Origin of the sequence: Micromonospora reichwaldensis (genome assembly GCF_031845925.1) — a bacterium.
Taxonomy (GTDB): Bacteria; Actinomycetota; Actinomycetes; order Mycobacteriales; family Micromonosporaceae; genus Micromonospora; species Micromonospora reichwaldensis.
Genome location: NZ_JAVRFL010000031.1, coordinates 15,344 through 32,280, shown reverse-complemented (window position 1 = coordinate 32,280; position 16,937 = coordinate 15,344). Strand labels below are relative to the sequence as shown.

The 16,937-nt window shown below is 72.8% G+C and carries 17 protein-coding genes and 1 tRNA gene; 4 read left to right on the top strand and 14 right to left on the bottom strand.

Going from position 1 to position 16,937, the window contains the following annotated elements; genetic code table 11:
* The first annotated feature begins 123 nt into the window (after positions 1-123).
* Positions 124-1,107, top strand: coding sequence for a UDP-glucose 4-epimerase GalE (gene galE, locus RM555_RS23165; RefSeq protein ID WP_311413711.1), 984 nt, complete (start codon positions 124-126; stop codon positions 1,105-1,107).
* Positions 1,104-2,264 carry a galactokinase gene (gene galK, locus RM555_RS23160; RefSeq protein WP_311413710.1) on the top strand — a complete coding sequence of 387 codons (1,161 nt, stop codon included), beginning with the start codon at positions 1,104-1,106 and terminating at the stop codon, positions 2,262-2,264. The genes galE and galK overlap by 4 nt, the downstream gene beginning before the upstream one ends.
* Before the next feature lie 133 nt (positions 2,265-2,397).
* Here galK and RM555_RS23155 read toward each other — a convergent pair whose 3' ends face one another.
* From RM555_RS23155 to RM555_RS31065, 10 genes are all read right to left on the bottom strand, one after another.
* Positions 2,398-3,702 (bottom strand): sulfate adenylyltransferase subunit 1, encoded by a 1,305-nt coding sequence (locus RM555_RS23155; protein ID WP_311413709.1) that lies wholly within the window; start codon positions 3,700-3,702, stop codon positions 2,398-2,400.
* On the bottom strand, positions 3,702-4,613 hold the full coding sequence (gene cysD / locus RM555_RS23150; RefSeq protein ID WP_311413708.1) for a sulfate adenylyltransferase subunit CysD: 912 nt from the start codon (positions 4,611-4,613) through the stop codon (positions 3,702-3,704). Before cysD ends, RM555_RS23155 begins: the two co-directional genes overlap by 1 nt.
* An 81-nt stretch (positions 4,614-4,694) precedes the next feature.
* A complete protein-coding gene (locus RM555_RS23145; protein ID WP_311413707.1) occupies positions 4,695-5,525 on the bottom strand; it encodes an inositol monophosphatase family protein in 831 nt (276 codons plus the stop codon).
* A gap of 122 nt (positions 5,526-5,647) precedes the next feature.
* Positions 5,648-6,238, bottom strand: coding sequence for an aminoacyl-tRNA hydrolase (gene pth / locus RM555_RS23140; protein ID WP_132231500.1), 591 nt, complete (start codon positions 6,236-6,238; stop codon positions 5,648-5,650).
* Positions 6,239-6,343: 105 nt separating this feature from the next.
* Positions 6,344-7,033, bottom strand: coding sequence for a 50S ribosomal protein L25/general stress protein Ctc (locus tag RM555_RS23135; RefSeq protein WP_311413706.1), 690 nt, complete (start codon positions 7,031-7,033; stop codon positions 6,344-6,346).
* A 433-nt stretch (positions 7,034-7,466) separates the two neighbouring features.
* Positions 7,467-8,447 carry a ribose-phosphate diphosphokinase gene (locus RM555_RS23130; protein WP_132231504.1) on the bottom strand — a complete coding sequence of 327 codons (981 nt, stop codon included), beginning with the start codon at positions 8,445-8,447 and terminating at the stop codon, positions 7,467-7,469.
* Between the two features lie 55 nt (positions 8,448-8,502).
* On the bottom strand, positions 8,503-10,080 hold the full coding sequence (gene glmU, locus RM555_RS23125; protein ID WP_311413705.1) for a bifunctional UDP-N-acetylglucosamine diphosphorylase/glucosamine-1-phosphate N-acetyltransferase GlmU: 1,578 nt from the start codon (positions 10,078-10,080) through the stop codon (positions 8,503-8,505).
* 32 nt (positions 10,081-10,112) lie between these two features.
* A tRNA-Gln gene (locus RM555_RS23120) sits at positions 10,113-10,183 on the bottom strand.
* Positions 10,184-10,266: 83 nt separating this feature from the next.
* Positions 10,267-10,617 carry a hypothetical protein gene (locus RM555_RS23115; protein ID WP_311413704.1) on the bottom strand — a complete coding sequence of 117 codons (351 nt, stop codon included), beginning with the start codon at positions 10,615-10,617 and terminating at the stop codon, positions 10,267-10,269.
* Positions 10,614-10,850 (bottom strand): helix-turn-helix domain-containing protein, encoded by a 237-nt coding sequence (locus RM555_RS31065; RefSeq protein WP_396888828.1) that lies wholly within the window; start codon positions 10,848-10,850, stop codon positions 10,614-10,616. Before RM555_RS31065 ends, RM555_RS23115 begins: the two co-directional genes overlap by 4 nt.
* Positions 10,851-10,980: 130 nt before the next feature.
* Here RM555_RS31065 and RM555_RS23110 point away from each other — a divergent pair, with 130 nt between their 5' ends.
* Positions 10,981-11,937 (top strand): acyl-CoA desaturase, encoded by a 957-nt coding sequence (locus RM555_RS23110; RefSeq protein WP_311413703.1) that lies wholly within the window; start codon positions 10,981-10,983, stop codon positions 11,935-11,937.
* Positions 11,938-12,008: 71 nt separating this feature from the next.
* A complete protein-coding gene (locus RM555_RS23105) occupies positions 12,009-12,698 on the top strand; it encodes a TetR/AcrR family transcriptional regulator (RefSeq protein WP_311413702.1) in 690 nt (229 codons plus the stop codon).
* A 12-nt stretch (positions 12,699-12,710) separates the two neighbouring features.
* Here RM555_RS23105 and RM555_RS23100 read toward each other — a convergent pair whose 3' ends face one another.
* The 4 genes from RM555_RS23100 to RM555_RS23085 form a co-directional block, all read right to left on the bottom strand.
* Positions 12,711-13,187: a DUF4383 domain-containing protein gene (locus RM555_RS23100; RefSeq protein ID WP_311413701.1), complete on the bottom strand. Its 477-nt coding sequence runs from the start codon at positions 13,185-13,187 to the stop codon at positions 12,711-12,713.
* Between the two features lie 236 nt (positions 13,188-13,423).
* Positions 13,424-13,879, bottom strand: a complete 456-nt coding sequence (locus RM555_RS23095; protein WP_311413700.1) for a DUF4383 domain-containing protein — start codon at positions 13,877-13,879, stop codon at positions 13,424-13,426.
* A gap of 114 nt (positions 13,880-13,993) precedes the next feature.
* Positions 13,994-15,799 (bottom strand): ABC-F family ATP-binding cassette domain-containing protein, encoded by a 1,806-nt coding sequence (locus RM555_RS23090; protein WP_311413699.1) that lies wholly within the window; start codon positions 15,797-15,799, stop codon positions 13,994-13,996.
* 172 nt (positions 15,800-15,971) lie between these two features.
* The gene (locus RM555_RS23085; protein ID WP_311413698.1) at positions 15,972-16,928 is read right to left on the bottom strand and encodes a 4-(cytidine 5'-diphospho)-2-C-methyl-D-erythritol kinase; all 957 of its coding nucleotides are present in this window, start codon (positions 16,926-16,928) and stop codon (positions 15,972-15,974) included.
* Positions 16,929-16,937: the final 9 nt, after the last annotated feature.

The following is a 16,937-nucleotide window of genomic DNA, read 5'->3' as shown; positions in this document are numbered from 1 at the left end:
TTCGAAGTTGGGGAATCATGGTGGAATGGCACGGTCGCCGACGGAGGGCGGCCACCGGGCGACCGGCCGTAGGGTGATCACGACACGGGCCGCGACCAGGCGGCCAGGCAGGAGGAGACCGACGTGAAACTGCTCGTCACCGGCGGCGCCGGCTTCATCGGCAGCGTGGTGACCCGGATGCTGCTCGACGCCGGCCACGAGGTGGTGGTGCTCGACGACCTGCGCACCGGCCACCGGGAGGCGCTCGCCCCCGACGCGACGTACGTCGACGCGTCCGTCCACGACGCCGCGCGGGTGCTCACCCCGGGCGCGGGCTTCGACGGGGTGCTGCACTTCGCCGCGCTGATCGCCGCAGGCGAGTCGATGACCAGGCCCGAGCTCTACTGGCACGCCAACACGGTCGGCTCGATCGCCCTGATCGACGCCGTCCGGGCCGCCGGCGTACCGCGCCTGGTCTTCTCCTCCACCGCCGCCGTCTACGGCAACCCCACCGAGCTGCCGATCCCGGAGACCGCCGTCAAGGCCCCCACCAACACGTACGGCGCCACCAAGCTCGCCGTCGACATGGCCCTCACCTCCGAGGCGATCGGGCACGGCCTGGCCGCCGTCTCGCTGCGCTACTTCAACGTCGCCGGCGCGTACCTCGACGGCGACGTCGCGCTCGGCGAGCGGCACGACCCCGAGACCCACCTGATCCCGATCGCGCTGGAGGTGGCCGCCGGCCGGCGGGAGAAGCTCCAGCTCTTCGGCGACGACTACCCGACCGTCGACGGCACCTGCGTGCGCGACTACATCCACGTCGCCGACCTGGCCCGCGCCCACCTGCTGGCGCTCGGCGCCGCCACCGCCGGCCAGCACCGGATCTACAACCTGGGCAACGGCAACGGCTTCACCAACCGGCAGGTGGTCGACGTGGTCCGCGAGGTCACCGGCCACCCCGTGCCGGTCGAGGTGGCGCCGCGCCGCGAGGGCGATCCCGCCGAGCTGGTCGCGTCGTCCGCGCTGGCCCGCGAGGAGCTGGGCTGGGTGCCGCAGAAGCCGACCCTGCCCGACATCGTCGCCGACGCCTGGGCCTTCTTCCGCACGCACGTCGCGGGGCCGCGGTGACCGACGACGTCGCGGCCCGCGCCACCGCCGGCTTCCGTTCGGCGTACGGCGAGCCGCCCGCCGGCCGCTGGGCGGCTCCCGGGCGGGCGAACCTCATCGGCGAGCACACCGACTACAACGACGGCTTCGTGCTCCCCTTCGCCCTGCCGCTGCGCACGGTGGTGGCAGCCGCCCCGCAGCCCGGCGACACCTGGACGGTCTGCTCCGAGCTCACCGGCGAGACGGTCACCTTCGGCGCCGACGAGCTGGCCGGGCCCGGCCGGGTCGACGGCTGGGGCGCGTACGTGGCCGGGGTCGTCTGGGCGCTGCGGGAGGCGGGGCACGCGGCACCCGGCGCGCGCCTGGCCATCGCCTCCGACGTGCCGCTGGGCGCCGGGCTGTCCTCCTCGGCCGCGCTGGAGGCCGCCGTGCTGGCCGCCCTGGTCGACCTGGGCGGGCTGGACCTGCCCGCCGAGCGACGGCCCCGGCTGGCCCAGCGCGCGGAGAACGACTACGTGGGCGCGCCGACCGGGATCATGGACCAGTCGGCGGTGATCCGGTGCCGCGCCGGGCACGCGCTCTTCCTCGACTGCCGGGACGAGTCCGTCGAGCAGGTCCCCTTCGACCTGGACGCCGCCGGCCTCGCCGTGCTGGTCGTCGACAGCCGGGCCCCGCACCGGCACGCCGACGGCGAGTACGCCGCCCGCCGCGGCTCCTGCGAGCGGGCCGCCGGGCTGCTCGGCGTCGCGGCGCTGCGGGACGTCCCGGCCGACGCTCTGGCCGACGCCCTGGCCCGGCTCGACGAGGACGAGACCCGCCGCCGGGTACGGCACGTCGTCACCGAGAACCAGCGGGTGCTCGACACGGTCGCGCTGCTGCGCGCCGGGCGGGTACGCGAGATCGGCCCGCTGCTGACCGCCTCGCACGCCTCGATGCGCGACGACTTCGAGATCACCGTCCCGGAGATCGACACGGCCGTCGAGGCGGCCCTGGGCGCGGGGGCGCTCGGTGCCCGGATGACCGGCGGCGGCTTCGGCGGCTGCGTACTCGCCCTCGTCGACGCGGAACGGGCCGACGCGGTCGCCGCCGCCGTCACGGCCGCGTACGCCGAGCGGGGCTTCGCCGCGCCCGGCCACGTCACCGTCCTGCCCGGCCCCGGGGCGACCCGGCTGGACTGAGCACCGACGCGGCGACCCGTCGGCCGGCGACCGACCGGCGGGCAGCGGCGGACACCCGGCCCGGGGCCCTGCCCCGGGCGCGGTCAGCCCGGCAGACGACGGGCGGGCGTCGGCACCCGCCCGTCGGCGGGACTCACTGCGCCTCGACGATCATCCCCGCGCCGACCGTACGGTTGGTGGCCTCGTCGATGATCACGAAGCCGCCGGTGGTGCGGTTGCGGCGGTACTCGTCCGCGAGCAGCGGCACGGTGGTCCGCAACCGCACCCGGCCGATCTCGTTGAGCCCGAGCCCGTCGGCGGACTCGTCGCGGTGCAACGAGTTGACGTCCAGCCGGTAGTGCAGCCCGCGCACGATCGCCCGCGCGGAGCGGGTGGTGTGCTTGATCGCGTACCTGCCGCCGACCTGGAGCGGACGGGTCTCGTCCATCCAGCACACCATCGCCTCGATGTCCTGGGACACCGCCGGGGCGTTGTTCGGACGGCAGATCATGTCGCCCCGGGAGATGTCGATCTCGTCTTCCAGGCGTACGGTCACCGACATCGGCGGGAACGCCTCCGCGACCGGCCCGTCGGCGGTCTCCACGGCGGCGATCCGGCTGGTGAACCCGGACGGCAGCACCATCACCTCGTCGCCCGGCTTGAGCACGCCGGAGGCGACCTGGCCCGCGTAGCCCCGGTAGTCGGTGACGGTGGTCGACTGCGGGCGGATCACGTACTGCACCGGGAACCGGACGTCGACCAGGTTGCGGTCGCTCGCGATGTGCACCCGCTCCAGGTGGTGCAGCAGCGACGGGCCCTCGTACCAGGGCATGTTCTCCGACCGGGCGACGATGTTGTCGCCGCGCAGCGCCGAGATCGGCACCACCGTCAGGTCGGGCACGTCGAGCTTCGCGGCGAACGCGGTGAACTCGTCCGCGATCCGCTCGAAGACCTCCTGCGAGAAGTCGACCAGGTCCATCTTGTTGACGCAGAGGACCAGGTGCGGCACGCGCAGCAGCGAGCAGAGGAACGCGTGCCGGCGGGACTGCTCGACGAGGCCCTTGCGGGCGTCCACCAGGATCAGCGCCAGGTCGGCCGTCGACGCCCCGGTGACCATGTTGCGGGTGTACTGGATGTGCCCCGGGGTGTCCGCGATGATGAACTTCCGCCGGGGGGTGGCGAAGTAGCGGTACGCCACGTCGATGGTGATGCCCTGCTCGCGCTCGGCCCGCAGGCCGTCGGTGAGCAGCGCCAGGTTCGTGTACTCGTCGCCCCGGGCCGCGCTGACCGCCTCGACGGCGGCGAGCTGGTCGGTGAAGAGCGACTTCGTGTCGTAGAGCAGCCGGCCGATCAGGGTCGACTTGCCGTCGTCGACGCTGCCGGCGGTGGCGAAGCGCAGCAGGTCCATCGGCCTGCCGGGCGTCTCGGTGGCCGTGGGCGCGACGGTCTCGGTGGTCATCAGAAGTAGCCCTCCCGCTTGCGGTCCTCCATGGCGGCCTCGCTGACCCGGTCGTCACCCCGGGTCGCGCCGCGCTCGGTGATCCGGGTGGCGGCGACCTCCTCGATGACCTTCTCGACCGTGTCGGCGTCGGAACGGACCGCCGCCGTGCAGGACGCGTCGCCCACCGTCCGGTAGCGCACCCGCGCCTTGAACCGGTCCTCGCCCGCCCGGGGACGGAAGAACTCGTTGACCGCGTAGAGCATCCCGTCGCGCTCGACCACCTCGCGCTCGTGGGCGTAGTAGATCGACGGCAGTGCGATGCGCTCGCGCGCGATGTAGTGCCAGACGTCCAGCTCGGTCCAATTGGACAGCGGGAAGACCCGGATCGACTCGCCCGGGTGGTGGCGGCCGTTGTAGAGCGACCACAGCTCCGGGCGCTGGTTCTTCGGGTCCCACTGGCCGAACTCGTCGCGGAAGCTGAACACCCGCTCCTTGGCGCGGGCCTTCTCCTCGTCGCGGCGGGCGCCGCCGAAGAGCGCGTCGAACCGGTGCTTCTCCACCGCGTCCAGCAGCACCGGCGTCTGGATCCGGTTGCGCATCCCGTCGCCCGACTCCCGCACCAGCCCGCTGGCCAGCGCCTCCGGCACGCTCGCCACCACCAGTTGCAGCCCCAGCTCGGCGACCCGCTGGTCCCGGTACTCCAGGACCTCGGGGAAGTTGTGCCCGGTGTCCACGTGCATGACCGGGAACGGGATGTTGGCCGGGGCGAACGCCTTCTGGGCCAGCCGGAGCATCACGATCGAGTCCTTGCCGCCCGAGAAGAGCAGCACCGGCCGCTCCATCTCGGCGACCACCTCGCGCATCACGAAGATGCTCTCGGCCTCCAGCGCGTCGAGGTGCGACACCTGGTAGGCGGCGGGGGCGGTCATGACACGGGCTCGCTTCGCTCGAATCCGCTCATCGATATTCCAGACCTTTCCGGTCGGGCATGCCAAGAAGTGCCGCTCAGGCTACCCGGAATGACGCTGCAACGCTGCAAGCAACCGACTGGCGAGATCCTTGCGGCAGACCAGCAGGTCCGGTAGGCGCGGATCCGCCTCGTTGTATCTCAGCGCAGAACCGTCGATCCGGGAAGCGTGCAGCCCGGTGGCCGTCGCCACAGCGACCGGCGCGGCCGAGTCCCACTCGTACTGGCCGCCCGCGTGGATGTAGGCGTCCACCTCACCGGTGACCACCGCGGCGATCTTCGCCCCGGCCGAGCCCATCGGCACCAGGTGCGCCCCGACGTCCTCCGCCAGGTCGGTCAGGAACACCGGCGGCCGGCTCCGGCTCGCCGCCAGGCGGATCGTCCGCCCGCCGGGCGCCGCCGCCTCCACCCTCGGCTGCGGGTACGCCGGCGGATAGTCGGTGCCCAGCACCCGTTGCTGCGCCGGCAGCCCGACCGCGCCCGCCACCAGCCCGTGCGGCGTCGGCGCGTCACGCGCCCAGAGCGCCACGTGCACCGCCCAGTCCGAACGGCCCTCCTCGGCGAACTCCCGGGTGCCGTCCAGCGGGTCGATGATCCACACCCGGTCGGCCGCCAGCCGGGAGACCGCCTCGGCGTTCACCTCCGCCGCCCAGGCCAGCCGCGAACCCTCGTCCTCCTCGGAGAGGACCGCGTCACCCGGCCGCCACTTCGCCAGCTCGGTGCGGATCAGGTCGTGCGAGACCTTGTCGCCCGCCGACTTCAACGCCCCCGCGTCGGCGAAACCCATCTCGGACCGCAGGCCGAGCAGCGCCTGACCGGCCCGGGCCGCCAGCCACCGGGCGAAAGCGCCGTCGATCATCGGAGGACTGCCCATGACTCCTGCTCCCGTCGCCTCGCCGTGCTCCGCACCCGGCACGCCGCCGACGACGAGCCGCCCCGACGGTCGCGTCGCGCCGAAAGGCGAAGACTACCGGCCCCCGGCGCCCGACCCGGCCCTCACACCCCGTGGTAGAGGTTCTGCGTCGGCTCCACGCCCCTGGTGATCACCGACTCCACCACATCCGCGGCCCGGTCCACCAGGAACTCCAGCTCCTTGCGCTCCGCCGCGCCGAAATCCGACAGTACGTAGTCCGCCGGGTCCTGCCGCCCCGGGGGCCGGCCGATGCCGAACCGCACCCGGACGTACTCCTTCGTGCCCAGCGACTTCGACATCGAGCGCAGGCCGTTGTGCCCGCCCTCGCCACCGCCGCACTTCACCCGCACCTGCCCGTACCCGATGTCCAACTCGTCGTGCACCGCGACCACCCGGCCCGGCGGCACCTTGTGGAACTGGGCCAGACCGGTCACCGGCCCGCCGGAGAGGTTCATGTACGTCAGCGGCTTGACCAGCACCAGCTTCGGCCCGCCGAGACCGAGCCGCCCCTCGGCGACCTCCGCCACCGCCCGCTTGTGCCGACCGAACCTCGCGCCGAGCCGACCCGCCAGCAGGTCGGCCACCATGAAGCCGACGTTGTGCCGGTTGCCGGCGTACTCCCGACCCGGGTTGCCCAGGCCGACCACCAGCCACGGCCCCGTCTCGTCCGTCACGCCCCGCCCCTCCCGCTGCTCGCCGTCACCCGCCCGCCCGGACACCGATACGCCGACAGGCGCCCCCGACCGCGCGGGGACGCCTGTCGCAACGATGCGAACCGGTCAGGCCTCGGTCTTCGCCTCGGCGTTCTCCTCGCCCTCCGCGGCCGGAGCCTCGGCGGCCTCGGCGGTCTCCTCGCCGACACCGGCCTCGGCCTCCTCGGCGGCCTCCTCGACCTCGGGGAGGGTGGCCTCGAGCTGCTCGGCGGTCGGCGCGGCGGTCACCGAAGCGACGGTCTGCTCCGAGTCGGCGGCCAACTCGACGCCGGCCGGCAGCTCCACGTCGCCGGCGGTGACCTGGGTGCCGGCCTCCAGGCCCTCGATCGAGGCCTCCAGGTGGTCCGGCACCTTGGTCGCGTCGGCGGTGACCGACAGGGTGTCGTGGTCGTGCACGATCAGGGTGTCCCTCGCGGCCTCGCCGGTCAGCTGGACCGGGACGTCGACGGTGACCTTCTCGCCCCGGCGGACCAGCAGCAGGTCCACGTGCTCGAAGGTGTCCTTGATCGGGTCGCGCTGGATCGCCTTCGGCAGCGCCAGCACCTGGGTGCCGTCGCTGACCTCGATCGCGAAGAGCTGGTTGGCGCCGCCCTTGCGGATCGCGGCGGCGAACTCACGCGACGGCAGCGCGATGTGCTTGGGCTTCTCGCCGTGGCCGTACAGCACGGCGGGCACCTTGCCGGCCCGGCGGGTACGACGGGCACCACCCTTGCCGAACTCGGTACGGGGCTCGGCGCTGATCTTTACCTCGGACACGGGAGAACTCCTGATGCTTTCGCTGCGGCGGCTTGTCGTCTGGCGGTGCTGGGGCGAGGGGCTCGCTGGGGCTCATGCGTCGAGAACGACTGCCCGGAGCACCGCGTCGATGACGGTGCCTCCGTGCGGCGCTTCTCAGCGGCCCGCCGGGCACCCTCGCCGTGGCAACCGCACCAGTCTACCCGAGCTGATTCCGCGCGTTCCGGCAGTCCCCTTATCACCGTTCCCGCAGGCCCGCAGGGCGATTTGGACCTGCCCCGGCGGCACCCGCCGCCGGGCGCCGCGCGTCGCCGCCAAAGGGCGACTACCCGGCCGCCGGCCGGCCCGCCGCCGACCGGACTCCCCGCCCGCGACCGGGTCGATGCGTTGCCGCTGCCGGAGCGCCGACGCCGGACCGGGGGCGGCGGTAACCGCCCGGCCCGGCGTCAGACGGTCAGCTCAGGCCGCCGAAGAGGGTCGTCACGGAGCCGTCGTCGAAGACCTCGCGGATCGCCCGCGCCAGCAGCGGCGCGATCGACAGCACGGTGATCTTGTCGAGCTGCTTCTCCGGCGGCAGCGGCAGCGTGTTGGTCACCACGACCTCGCTGATCGGGGCGTTCTTCAGCCGCTCGGTCGCCGGGTCGGAAAGGAGCGCGTGCGTCGAGGCCACGATCACGTCGGCCGCGCCGGACTCCCGGAGGATGTCCGCCGCCCCGCAGATCGTGCCGCCCGTGTCGATCATGTCGTCGACGATCAGGCAGACCCGGCCCTCGACCTCGCCGACCACCCGGTTCGCCACCACCTGGTTCGGCTTCAGCGGGTCCCGCGTCTTGTGGATGAACGCCAGCGGGCAGCCGCCCAGCCGGTCCGTCCACCGCTCGGCCACCCGTACGCGGCCCGAGTCCGGCGCGACCACCGTCATCGGACGGCCGGCGTACTTGTGCTGGACGTACTCCGCGAGGATGTCCATCGCGAAGAGGTGGTCGACGGGGCCGTCGAAGAAGCCCTGGATCTGCGCGGTGTGCAGGTCGACGGTGAGGATCCGGTTCGCCCCGGCCGTCTTCAGCAGGTCCGCCACCAGCCGGGCCGAGATCGGCTCCCGGCCGCGGTGCTTCTTGTCCTGCCGGGCGTACGGGTAGAACGGCAGCACCACGGTGATGCGCTTGGCCGAACCGCGCTTCAGCGCGTCGATCATGATGAGGGTCTCCATGACCCACGTGTTGACCCCGTGCGTGACGGACTGCACCACGAAGGCGTCCGAACCGCGTACCGAGTCCTTGAACCGTACGAAGATCTCACCGTTGGCGAACTCGTACGCGTCGGCCGGCGTCGGCGCGACGCCGAGCACCTCACCGATCTCCTTGGCCAACTCCGGAAAGCCACGTCCGGAAAAAAGCATCAGGCTCTTGCGGTTTTCGGCGACGATGCTGCCCATGGGCCCGTCTGCTCCCGTTGGTCGGTGGTACCCGGCGGTGGTGGTGGGCCGGGGACTATTCGGTTGCAGTATCCCCCGCGCCCGGGGCCGACCTGACCGGCTCGGCATCCCCGTGGATTGCCTCACCTTCACTTGCCCCGGATCCCGGCGCCGACGCACGCTCATCCGCCGCCTGGGCCCGCGCGGCCGCCTCGGCGGAGACCGTGCCGGCCCGCTTGCGGGCCACCCAGCCGTCGAGGTTGCGCTGCGGCGCCCGGGTCACCCCGAGCGCGCCCGCCGGCACGTCCTGCGCGATCGCGCTGCCCGCCGCCACGTACGCCCCGGCACCCACCTCGACGGGCGCGATCAGGCTGGTGTCGCAGCCGACGAACGCACCCTCGCCGACCGTGGTGCGGTGCTTGTTCACCCCGTCGTAGTTCACGAAGATCGTCGCCGCGCCGATGTTCGCCTTCGCGCCGATCGTCGCGTCCCCCACGTACGACAGGTGCGGCACCTTCGCGCCCGCACCCACCTCCGAGTTCTTCACCTCGACGAACGTGCCGACCTTGGCCTTCTCGGCGAGCCGGGCTTCCGGCCGCAGGTACGCGTACGGCCCGACGCTGGCGCCCGCACCGACCTCCGCGCCCACCGCGTGGCTGCGCAGCACGGTGGCGCCCGGGCCGACGACGGTGTCGATCAGCGTCACGTCCGGCCCGACCACCGCGCCCGTGCCGACCACCGTGCCGCCGCGCAGCTGGGTGTTCTGGTCGACCACCGCGTCCCGGTCGAGGGCGACCGTCACGTCGATCCAGGTGGTGTCCGGGTCGAGCAGGCTGACCCCGGTACGCATCCACGCCTCGTTGACCCGGGCACGCAGCAGCCGGCGCAGGGCGGCCAGCTCGACCCGGTCGTTGCAGCCCAGCGTCTCCACGTGGTCCGCCGCCACGTGCACCGCCACCGGCTCGCCGGCCGAGCCCAGCAGGGCGAAGACGTCGGTCAGGTACTCCTCGCCCTGGTCGTTGTCGGTCGACAGCTTGCCCAGCGCGTCGCGCAGCCGGGCGGCGTCGAACGCGTAGATGCCGGCATTGATCTCCCGGATCGCCCGCTGCGCGGGGGTCGCGTCGCGCTCCTCGACGATCTGCTCCAGCCGCCCGTCGGTGTCGCGCACGATCCGGCCGAGGCCGGTCGGGTCGGGCACCTCGGCGGCGAGCACGGTCGCCGCCGCGCGCGCCTCCTCGTGCGCCGCCACGAGCGCGGCCACCGTCTCCGGGCGGAGCAGCGGCACATCACCGTTGATCACGACCACGGTGCCGGTGGCGTCCGGCGCGGCGTCCAGCGCGATCCGGACGGCGTGCCCGGTGCCGAGCTGCTCGGCCTGGAGCACCGGGGTGGCCTCGGGGGCGATCTCCGCGAGGTGCGCGCGGACCTGGTCGGCGCCGTGCCCCACCACGACCACCGTGCGGTCCGCGGCCAGCGGAGCGGCGGCGGCGAGCACGTGGCCGACGAGGGTACGGCCGAGCAGCGGGTGCAGCACCTTGGGCAGCGCCGACTTCATCCGCTTGCCCTCACCGGCGGCGAGCACGACAACGGTGCGGAGGTGGGGCTGGGACACGACACGGGCTCCCGTCGGGACGGCGAACAATCTCGCGGCCATGCTAACCAGACATCGTCCGCGACGAGCGGAAGCTCCCGGGAGAGGACTCGAACCCCTACAATCAGGACCAAAACCTGACGTCCTGCCATTAGACGACCCGGGACGGTCTAAAACGGGCAAACTGAACAGCTTGCCGGACCCCTACACCTTAGCGCCCCTCGCCCGTGACGCCATCGCTCATTCCCTTCATGATCCCTTCGACCCCACCAGGTCGGCCCACCATCGCACCGCCGCCGCCTCATCCGCGCTCTCGTGGATGCTGACCCGGAACCGAAGCGCGGTTCGGGCGACCCCGAGCGCCTCGACGAATCGGAGGAACAGCAGCACCAGCGTCGGGTCGCTGTTGATGAACTTCAACCGGCAGTCATTCGGACGCCAAGGCTTCGCCTTGCCGCCTTCGCACCAGTAGATCGCCGCGCCCACGAGGACCAGTTCCCGATAGCGCAGGTGTTTCACCCACGCCGCGACCTTCGCGACCGTCTCGGCCCGAGCGGCGTCGCGAGCAGCGCGATACTCGCCCCACTGGGCGTCCGTCATCGCCTTGGAGTGCGCCCGCCGACGAGCCCGGACCCCTCGGAGTCGAGGTCTATCGGCAGGTGCCGCACCCACTGATAGGCGGTGGAGCGAGCCACACCGACCCGCTTCGCGATCTCCGGGACGGTGCAGCCCCGGCGTCGCAGGCGAAGCGCCTCCTCATGCAGGTGCGGAGTCGGTCCACGATAGCCACGGACCGTCGGCGGATACGGATCGTCGGCCGGTGAATCGGTCATGAGCAGCTTAGAACGGGCGTACGACACTCCAGGCATTCATCACCGACGCTGTCCCGTGCGCACGCGGGGAACCTAAGTTACGGTGACGTAGGCGTAACTTCGTGATCACCGCGTCCCTCTGCGAGGTGCCATGTCCGCCACGTCCCTCGACCCGACCGCCGGCCCGAAGCCCCTCACCCAGGGCACCCAGTCCCGGGGCATCCTCATCGCCCTCTGGGCGTTCGTGGTGATTCCCTTCCTGGCCCTCCTCGCCGCCGTACCGGTCGCCTGGGGTGGCTGGCTGAGCTGGACCGACGTGGCCGTCGCCGGGTTCTGGTACGTGCTCTCCGGGCTGGGCATCACGGTGGGCTACCACCGGTACTTCACCCACGGGTCGTTCAAGGCGAAGCGCTGGCTGCGGATCGCGCTGGCGGTGTCCGGCTCGCTCGCGGTGCAGGGCGAGATCATCCAGTGGGTGGCCGACCACCGGCGCCACCACGCCTTCTCCGACCTGGAGGGCGACCCGCACTCGCCGTGGCGGTTCGGGGAGAGCGTCCGCGGCCTGACGAAGGGCCTGTTCCACGCGCACGTCGGCTGGCTCTTCGGCCGGGAGCTGTCCAACCGGAAGCGGTTCGCCCCGGACCTGCTCGCCGATCGGGACATCAGGCGGGTGGACCGGCTGTTCCCGCTGCTGGTGGTGGTCTCGGTGCTCGGTCCGGCGCTGATGGGCGGCCTGATCACCTGGTCGTGGCGGGGCGCGCTGTCCGCGCTCTTCTGGGCCGGCCTGGTGCGCATCGCCCTCCTGCACCACGTGACCTGGTCCATCAACTCCGTGTGCCACGTCTACGGGGAGCGGCCGTTCGCGATGCGCCAGGGCGACCGCGCGTCGAACTTCTGGCCGCTGGCGGTCGTGTCGTTCGGCGAGAGCTGGCACAACCTGCACCACGCCGACCCGACCAGCGCCCGGCACGGCGTGCTGCGCGGCCAGGTGGACATCTCGGCCCGGGTGATCTGGCTGTTCGAGAGGCTCGGCGCGGCGTGGGACGTGCGCTGGCCGAAGCCCGAACGCATCGCGGCGAAGCTCGTCGCACCGGCCGCCGGGCGGTAGAGCGGTCGATGGGCGCGCAGGCCGCCTGGCAGGATGGCCGGGTGACCGAGCGCCGGCGGAATGACGAGAACATGGCGGATGTCCCTGGCAACGACGGCACGACCGGCCGGCGGCGGGCGGTTCCCGCGGCGGCCCCCAAACCCTCCTCACGCGTACGCATGTCGGCGGCCCAGCGCCGGGAGCAACTGATCTCGACCGCCCGGCAGATCTTCGCCGAGCGCGGCTTCGACGCCACCTCGATCGAGGAGGTGGCGGCCCGCGCGAAGGTCTCCAAGCCGGTGGTCTACGAGCACTTCGGCGGCAAGGAGGGGCTCTACGCGGTGGTGGTGGACCGGGAGGTCCGCGCCCTGCTGGACCGGATCACCACGGCCCTGACCGCCGGGCACCCCCGCGAGTTGCTGGAGCAGGCGGCGCTGGCCCTGCTGACGTACATCGAGGAGGAGACCAGCGGCTTCCGGGTGCTGGTGCGGGAGTCGCCGGTGCTGTCGGCGGCGGGCAACTTCAGCAGCGTCATGAACGACGTGGCGCACCAGGTGGAGCACATCCTGGGCGCCGAGTTCTCCAGCCGGGGCTACGACCCGAAGCTGGCCGAGCTCTACTCGCAGGCGCTGGTGGGGATGGTGGCGCTGACCGGCCGCTGGTGGCTGGAGGTGCGCAAGCCGCGCAAGGAGACGGTGGCGGCGCACCTGGTCAACCTGGCCTGGAGCGGGCTGTCGCACCTGGAGGCCAAGCCGAGCCTGATCACGGTGCGGGGTCGCTGACCCCGACGTCGGTCAGCGGCCGTGGGCCTCGGAGACCGGGTGGTGCCGCAGCCGCCGTTCCTCCTCGGCGTGCTCGTCGGTGCCGACCTTGTCGTACAGGCCGGTGCCGAGCAGGAGCAGGCCGAAGAGCATCGACACGATGACCGTGGACATCGAGAAGTTGAGGAAGTTGGCCTCGGTCTGGAGCACGGCCATCATGAGGAGGCTGGTGACCAGGAAGACGACCCCGGCGGTCAGGTTCATGTAGTGGCCGAGGTTGCCGCGTCGTGACGCCCCGACGATGAGCACGATCCCGAAGGCGACGGAGGCCAGCGAGAAGGCCAGGTTGGTGCGGAGCCCGAGGGCCCAGTTGTCGCCCCGGTCGAAGAGCGGGTCGCCCGCCGTCAGGGCGACGCCCCAGACCCCGAAGACCAGGATGTAGAGCCCCACCAGGCCGGCGAGGACCCGGTAGACCGGCCGCGCCGGATGGTTCACGGGAAAGTGCGGCATGACCCCTCCACCGATCAGGACATTCGCCCCGATTGTCCCCGGGCAGGAGCCTGCTGTCCGCCGAACCGCCCAAGGCGCACCCGACAACGGGCGGAACGAAAAGACCCCACCCCACCGGGCCGCAACGGCCGGGACGGAGCGGGACCACGTCGGTTTTCGCCGGAGCCCGACCCGCGCAGGGATCAAGCCTGACCGCCCGGAGCGGGTCGGGCTCCGGCGAAAACCCACCAAACCACTCAGAGCACGAGGCGGGCCTTCTGCCAGGCCTCCTGCTCCTCGTCCGAGCCGACCTTGCCGTACATGCCGACCATCAGCAGGACCAGGCTGACCACCATCAGCGCGATGACGGTGAAGATGCTGAAGTTGAAGATGTTGGCCTCGGTCTGGATGAAGGCGAGACCGGCGAGGCTGATCACCATGATGGCGTACGCCAGCCACTGGTTGATCATGACGTCGATGTTACGGCCGATCGCGGTGCCGGCCAGCACCGCGGCCCCCAGCAGGGCGCTGAGCAGCGAGAAACCGAGGTTCGTGCCCTGGCCGAGGACCTGGGTGTCATCCTGGGCGAGGGCCTCGTTGCCGGCGCTCGCGATGATGCCGAGCACGCCGAAGGCCACCAGGTACAGACCGGTCAGCCCGCCGATCGCCCGGTAGACCGGCCGCGCGGGGTGGTTGACGGGGGTGTGGGCCATGTCTGAGTCTCCAACGCCGTTCGGGTGAGGGGTCGCCGACGATTGTCCCGCACCCCGAGGTGTGACGCCGCACACGGGGGTCTCCGGTGTGCGGCGCCGCGACCAGGGGGCGGCTCAGGTCGCCGGGATCTCGTCGGCCAGGGCCAGCCAGGACTCCTCGGTCCGCTCCCGCTCGGCCCGCAGCTCCTTGAGCTGGGCGTCGAGTTCGGCGACCTTCGCGTAGTCGGTGGCGTGCGTGGCGAGCTGGTCGAGCAGCGTCGCCTCCTTCTGCTCCAGCTTGGCGACCTGCCGTTCCAGCCGGGCCAGTTCCTTGCGGGCCTGCCGCGCCTCGGCGGCGGACATGCCGGTCGCGGCGGGGGTGTCGGCGCCGGCCCCGGGGGCCGTCTCCGGCATCGCGGGGCCGGGTTGGCCGGCGGCCCGGGCGAGGTACTCGTCGACGCCCCCGGGCAGGTGCACCAGCCGGCCGTCGCCGAACATCCCGTACGCGACGTCGGTGACCCGCTCGATGAGGTACCGGTCGTGGCTGGCCACGATGACGGTGCCGGGCCAGGAGTCGAGCAGGTCCTCCAGCGCGGCGAGGGTGTCGGTGTCCAGGTCGTTGGTGGGCTCGTCGAACAGCAGCACGTTCGGCTCCCCGGCGAGCAGCCGGAGCATCTGCAACCGGCGACGCTCGCCGCCGGAGAGGTCGCTGACGGGCGTCCAGAGCCGCCGGTCGTCGAAGCCGAAGACCTCGGCGAGCTGGGCGGCGGAGACCTCCCGGTCGCCGAGTTGCACCCGCCGGGCGACCTCCTCCACCGCTTCGAGCACGCGCAGGTGGCCGGGCAGTTCCGCCAGCTCCTGGGAGAGGAAGGCCGGCCGGACGGTCGAGCCGGTGGCGAAGCGCCCGCCGTCGGGGCGGGTGATGCCGGCCAGCATCCGCAGCAGGGTGGTCTTGCCCGCCCCGTTGCGGCCGAGGACGGCGATCCGGTCTCCGGGGCCGACCTGCCAGGTGACGTCGCGCAGGATCTCCTTCGGGCCGGCGTGCAGGGTGACCTGCGCCAGGTCGTACACCTGCTTGCCGAGCCGGGCGGTGGCGAGCCGTTGCAGCGACATGGTGTCGCGCACCGGCGGGACGTCGGCGATGAGGGCGTTGGCGGCGTCGATGCGGAAGCGCGGCTTGGAGGTGCGGGCGGGCGGCCCGCGCCGCAGCCAGGCGATCTCCTTGCGGAGCAGGTTCTGTCGGCGGGCCTCGGTGGCCGCGGCGACCCGCTCCCGCTCGACCCGGGCGAGGGTCCAGGCGGCGAAGCCGCCCTCGTACGCCCGGACGGTCTGGTCGGCGACCTCCCAGGTGGTGGTGCAGACGGCGTCGAGGAACCACCGGTCGTGGGTGACCACGACGAGCGCGCCCTTGCGGCCGACGAGGTACTTCGCCAGCCAGTCGACGCCGCCGACGTCGAGGTGGTTGGTGGGCTCGTCGAGAATGAGCAGGTCGGACTCGCGGACCAGCAGCGCGGCCAGCGCGACCCGCCGCCGCTCGCCGCCGGACATCGGGCCGACTGGCTGGTCGAGGCCGAGGTGGGGCATGCCGAGGCCGTCGAGGATGGCCCGCACGCCGGCGTCGCCGGCCCACTCGTGCTCGGCGCCCATGCTCTCGCCGAGCCAGGCGGTGCCGAGCACCACGTCCCGGACGGTGGCCTCGGGGGCGAGCTGGAGGCTCTGCGGCAGCCAGGCGACCCGCAGGTCGCGGCGGTGGGTGACCCGCCCGTCGTCCGGTTCCTCGATGCGGGTGAGCAGCCGCAGCAGGGTGGACTTGCCGGCGCCGTTGAGGCCGACCACGCCGATCCGGTCGGCGTCGTCCAGGCCGAGCGAGACGTCGGTGAGCAGCGGCCCGGCGGCGCCGTAGCCCTTGGACACCCGGTCCAGGTTGACGATGTTGGCCACGACCTCACCTCCCATGATCAAGGCGTCCCGGTGCCGGCCGGCACCTGGGACGCCTGAGTCTCCAGCGTACGCGGACCGCCCCGCCGCCCGCCGGGCGCGGGCTCCACCCGGCGCCACCTGGAAAGGCGGTACGCGGGGGCGGGAGCGCGGGTTCGGGGAGGGGGTGGGCCGGTCAGACGATCCGCGCGCCGGGCACCGGGCCGTGCGCGGTACGCGCCTCGCGGCACACGTCGGCGGACGTCAGCTCCACGGCGATGCGCTCGGCGTCGGCGGCGTCCGCCGCGAGGAAGACGCAGGTCGGCCCCGAGCCGGAGACGATGCCGGCCAGCGCGCCGGCCGCCTCGCCGGCCTTCAGCGTCCCCGCCAGCGACGGACGCATGGCCAGGGCGGCGTCCTGGAGGTCGTTGCCGAGGGCCGCGGCGAGCACCCGCGGGTCCCGCTGGCGCAGCGCGGCGAAGAGCGCGTCGGTGCTGCCCAGCGGCTCGCCGGCCGCGCCAGCCTCGCGCAGCCGGTCCAGTTCCCGGTAGGCGACCGGGGTGGAGAGGCCGGCGTCGGCCACGGCCACCACCCAGTGCCAGGTGGTGGGGCGGGCCAGCACGGGGCTGACCGACTCGCCCCGGCCGGTGCCGAGGGCGGTGCCGCCGTGGATCAGGAACGGCACGTCGGAGCCGAGGTCGGCGGCGATCCGGGCCAGTTCGTCGCGGGACAGCCCGGTCCCCCAGAGCGCGTCGCAGGCGACCAGCGCCGCGGCCGCGTCGGCGCTGCCTCCGGCCAGCCCACCGGCCAGCGGGATCTGCTTGCGCAGGTGCAGCCGGGCGTGCGGCGGCACCCCCGCGTAGCCGGCGAGGGCACGGGCCGCGCGGATGGCCAGGTTGGTGTCGTCCAGGGCCAGCTCGCCGGCGCCCTCGCCCTCCATGGTCAGGGTGAGCGTGTCGCCCCGGCGGGCGGTCAGCTCGTCGTGGATGGAGATGGCGTGGTAGACGGTGTTCAGCTCGTGGTAGCCGTCGGGGCGCAGCGGCCCCACCCCGAGATGCAGGTTGACCTTGGCGGGCACCCGGACCCGCACCGGTCCGCTGGCTCCACGCCGCCGCTGCTCGTCCTCGTCGTCCGGTCCCCAGGCCTCGGTCACGGGCGTCAG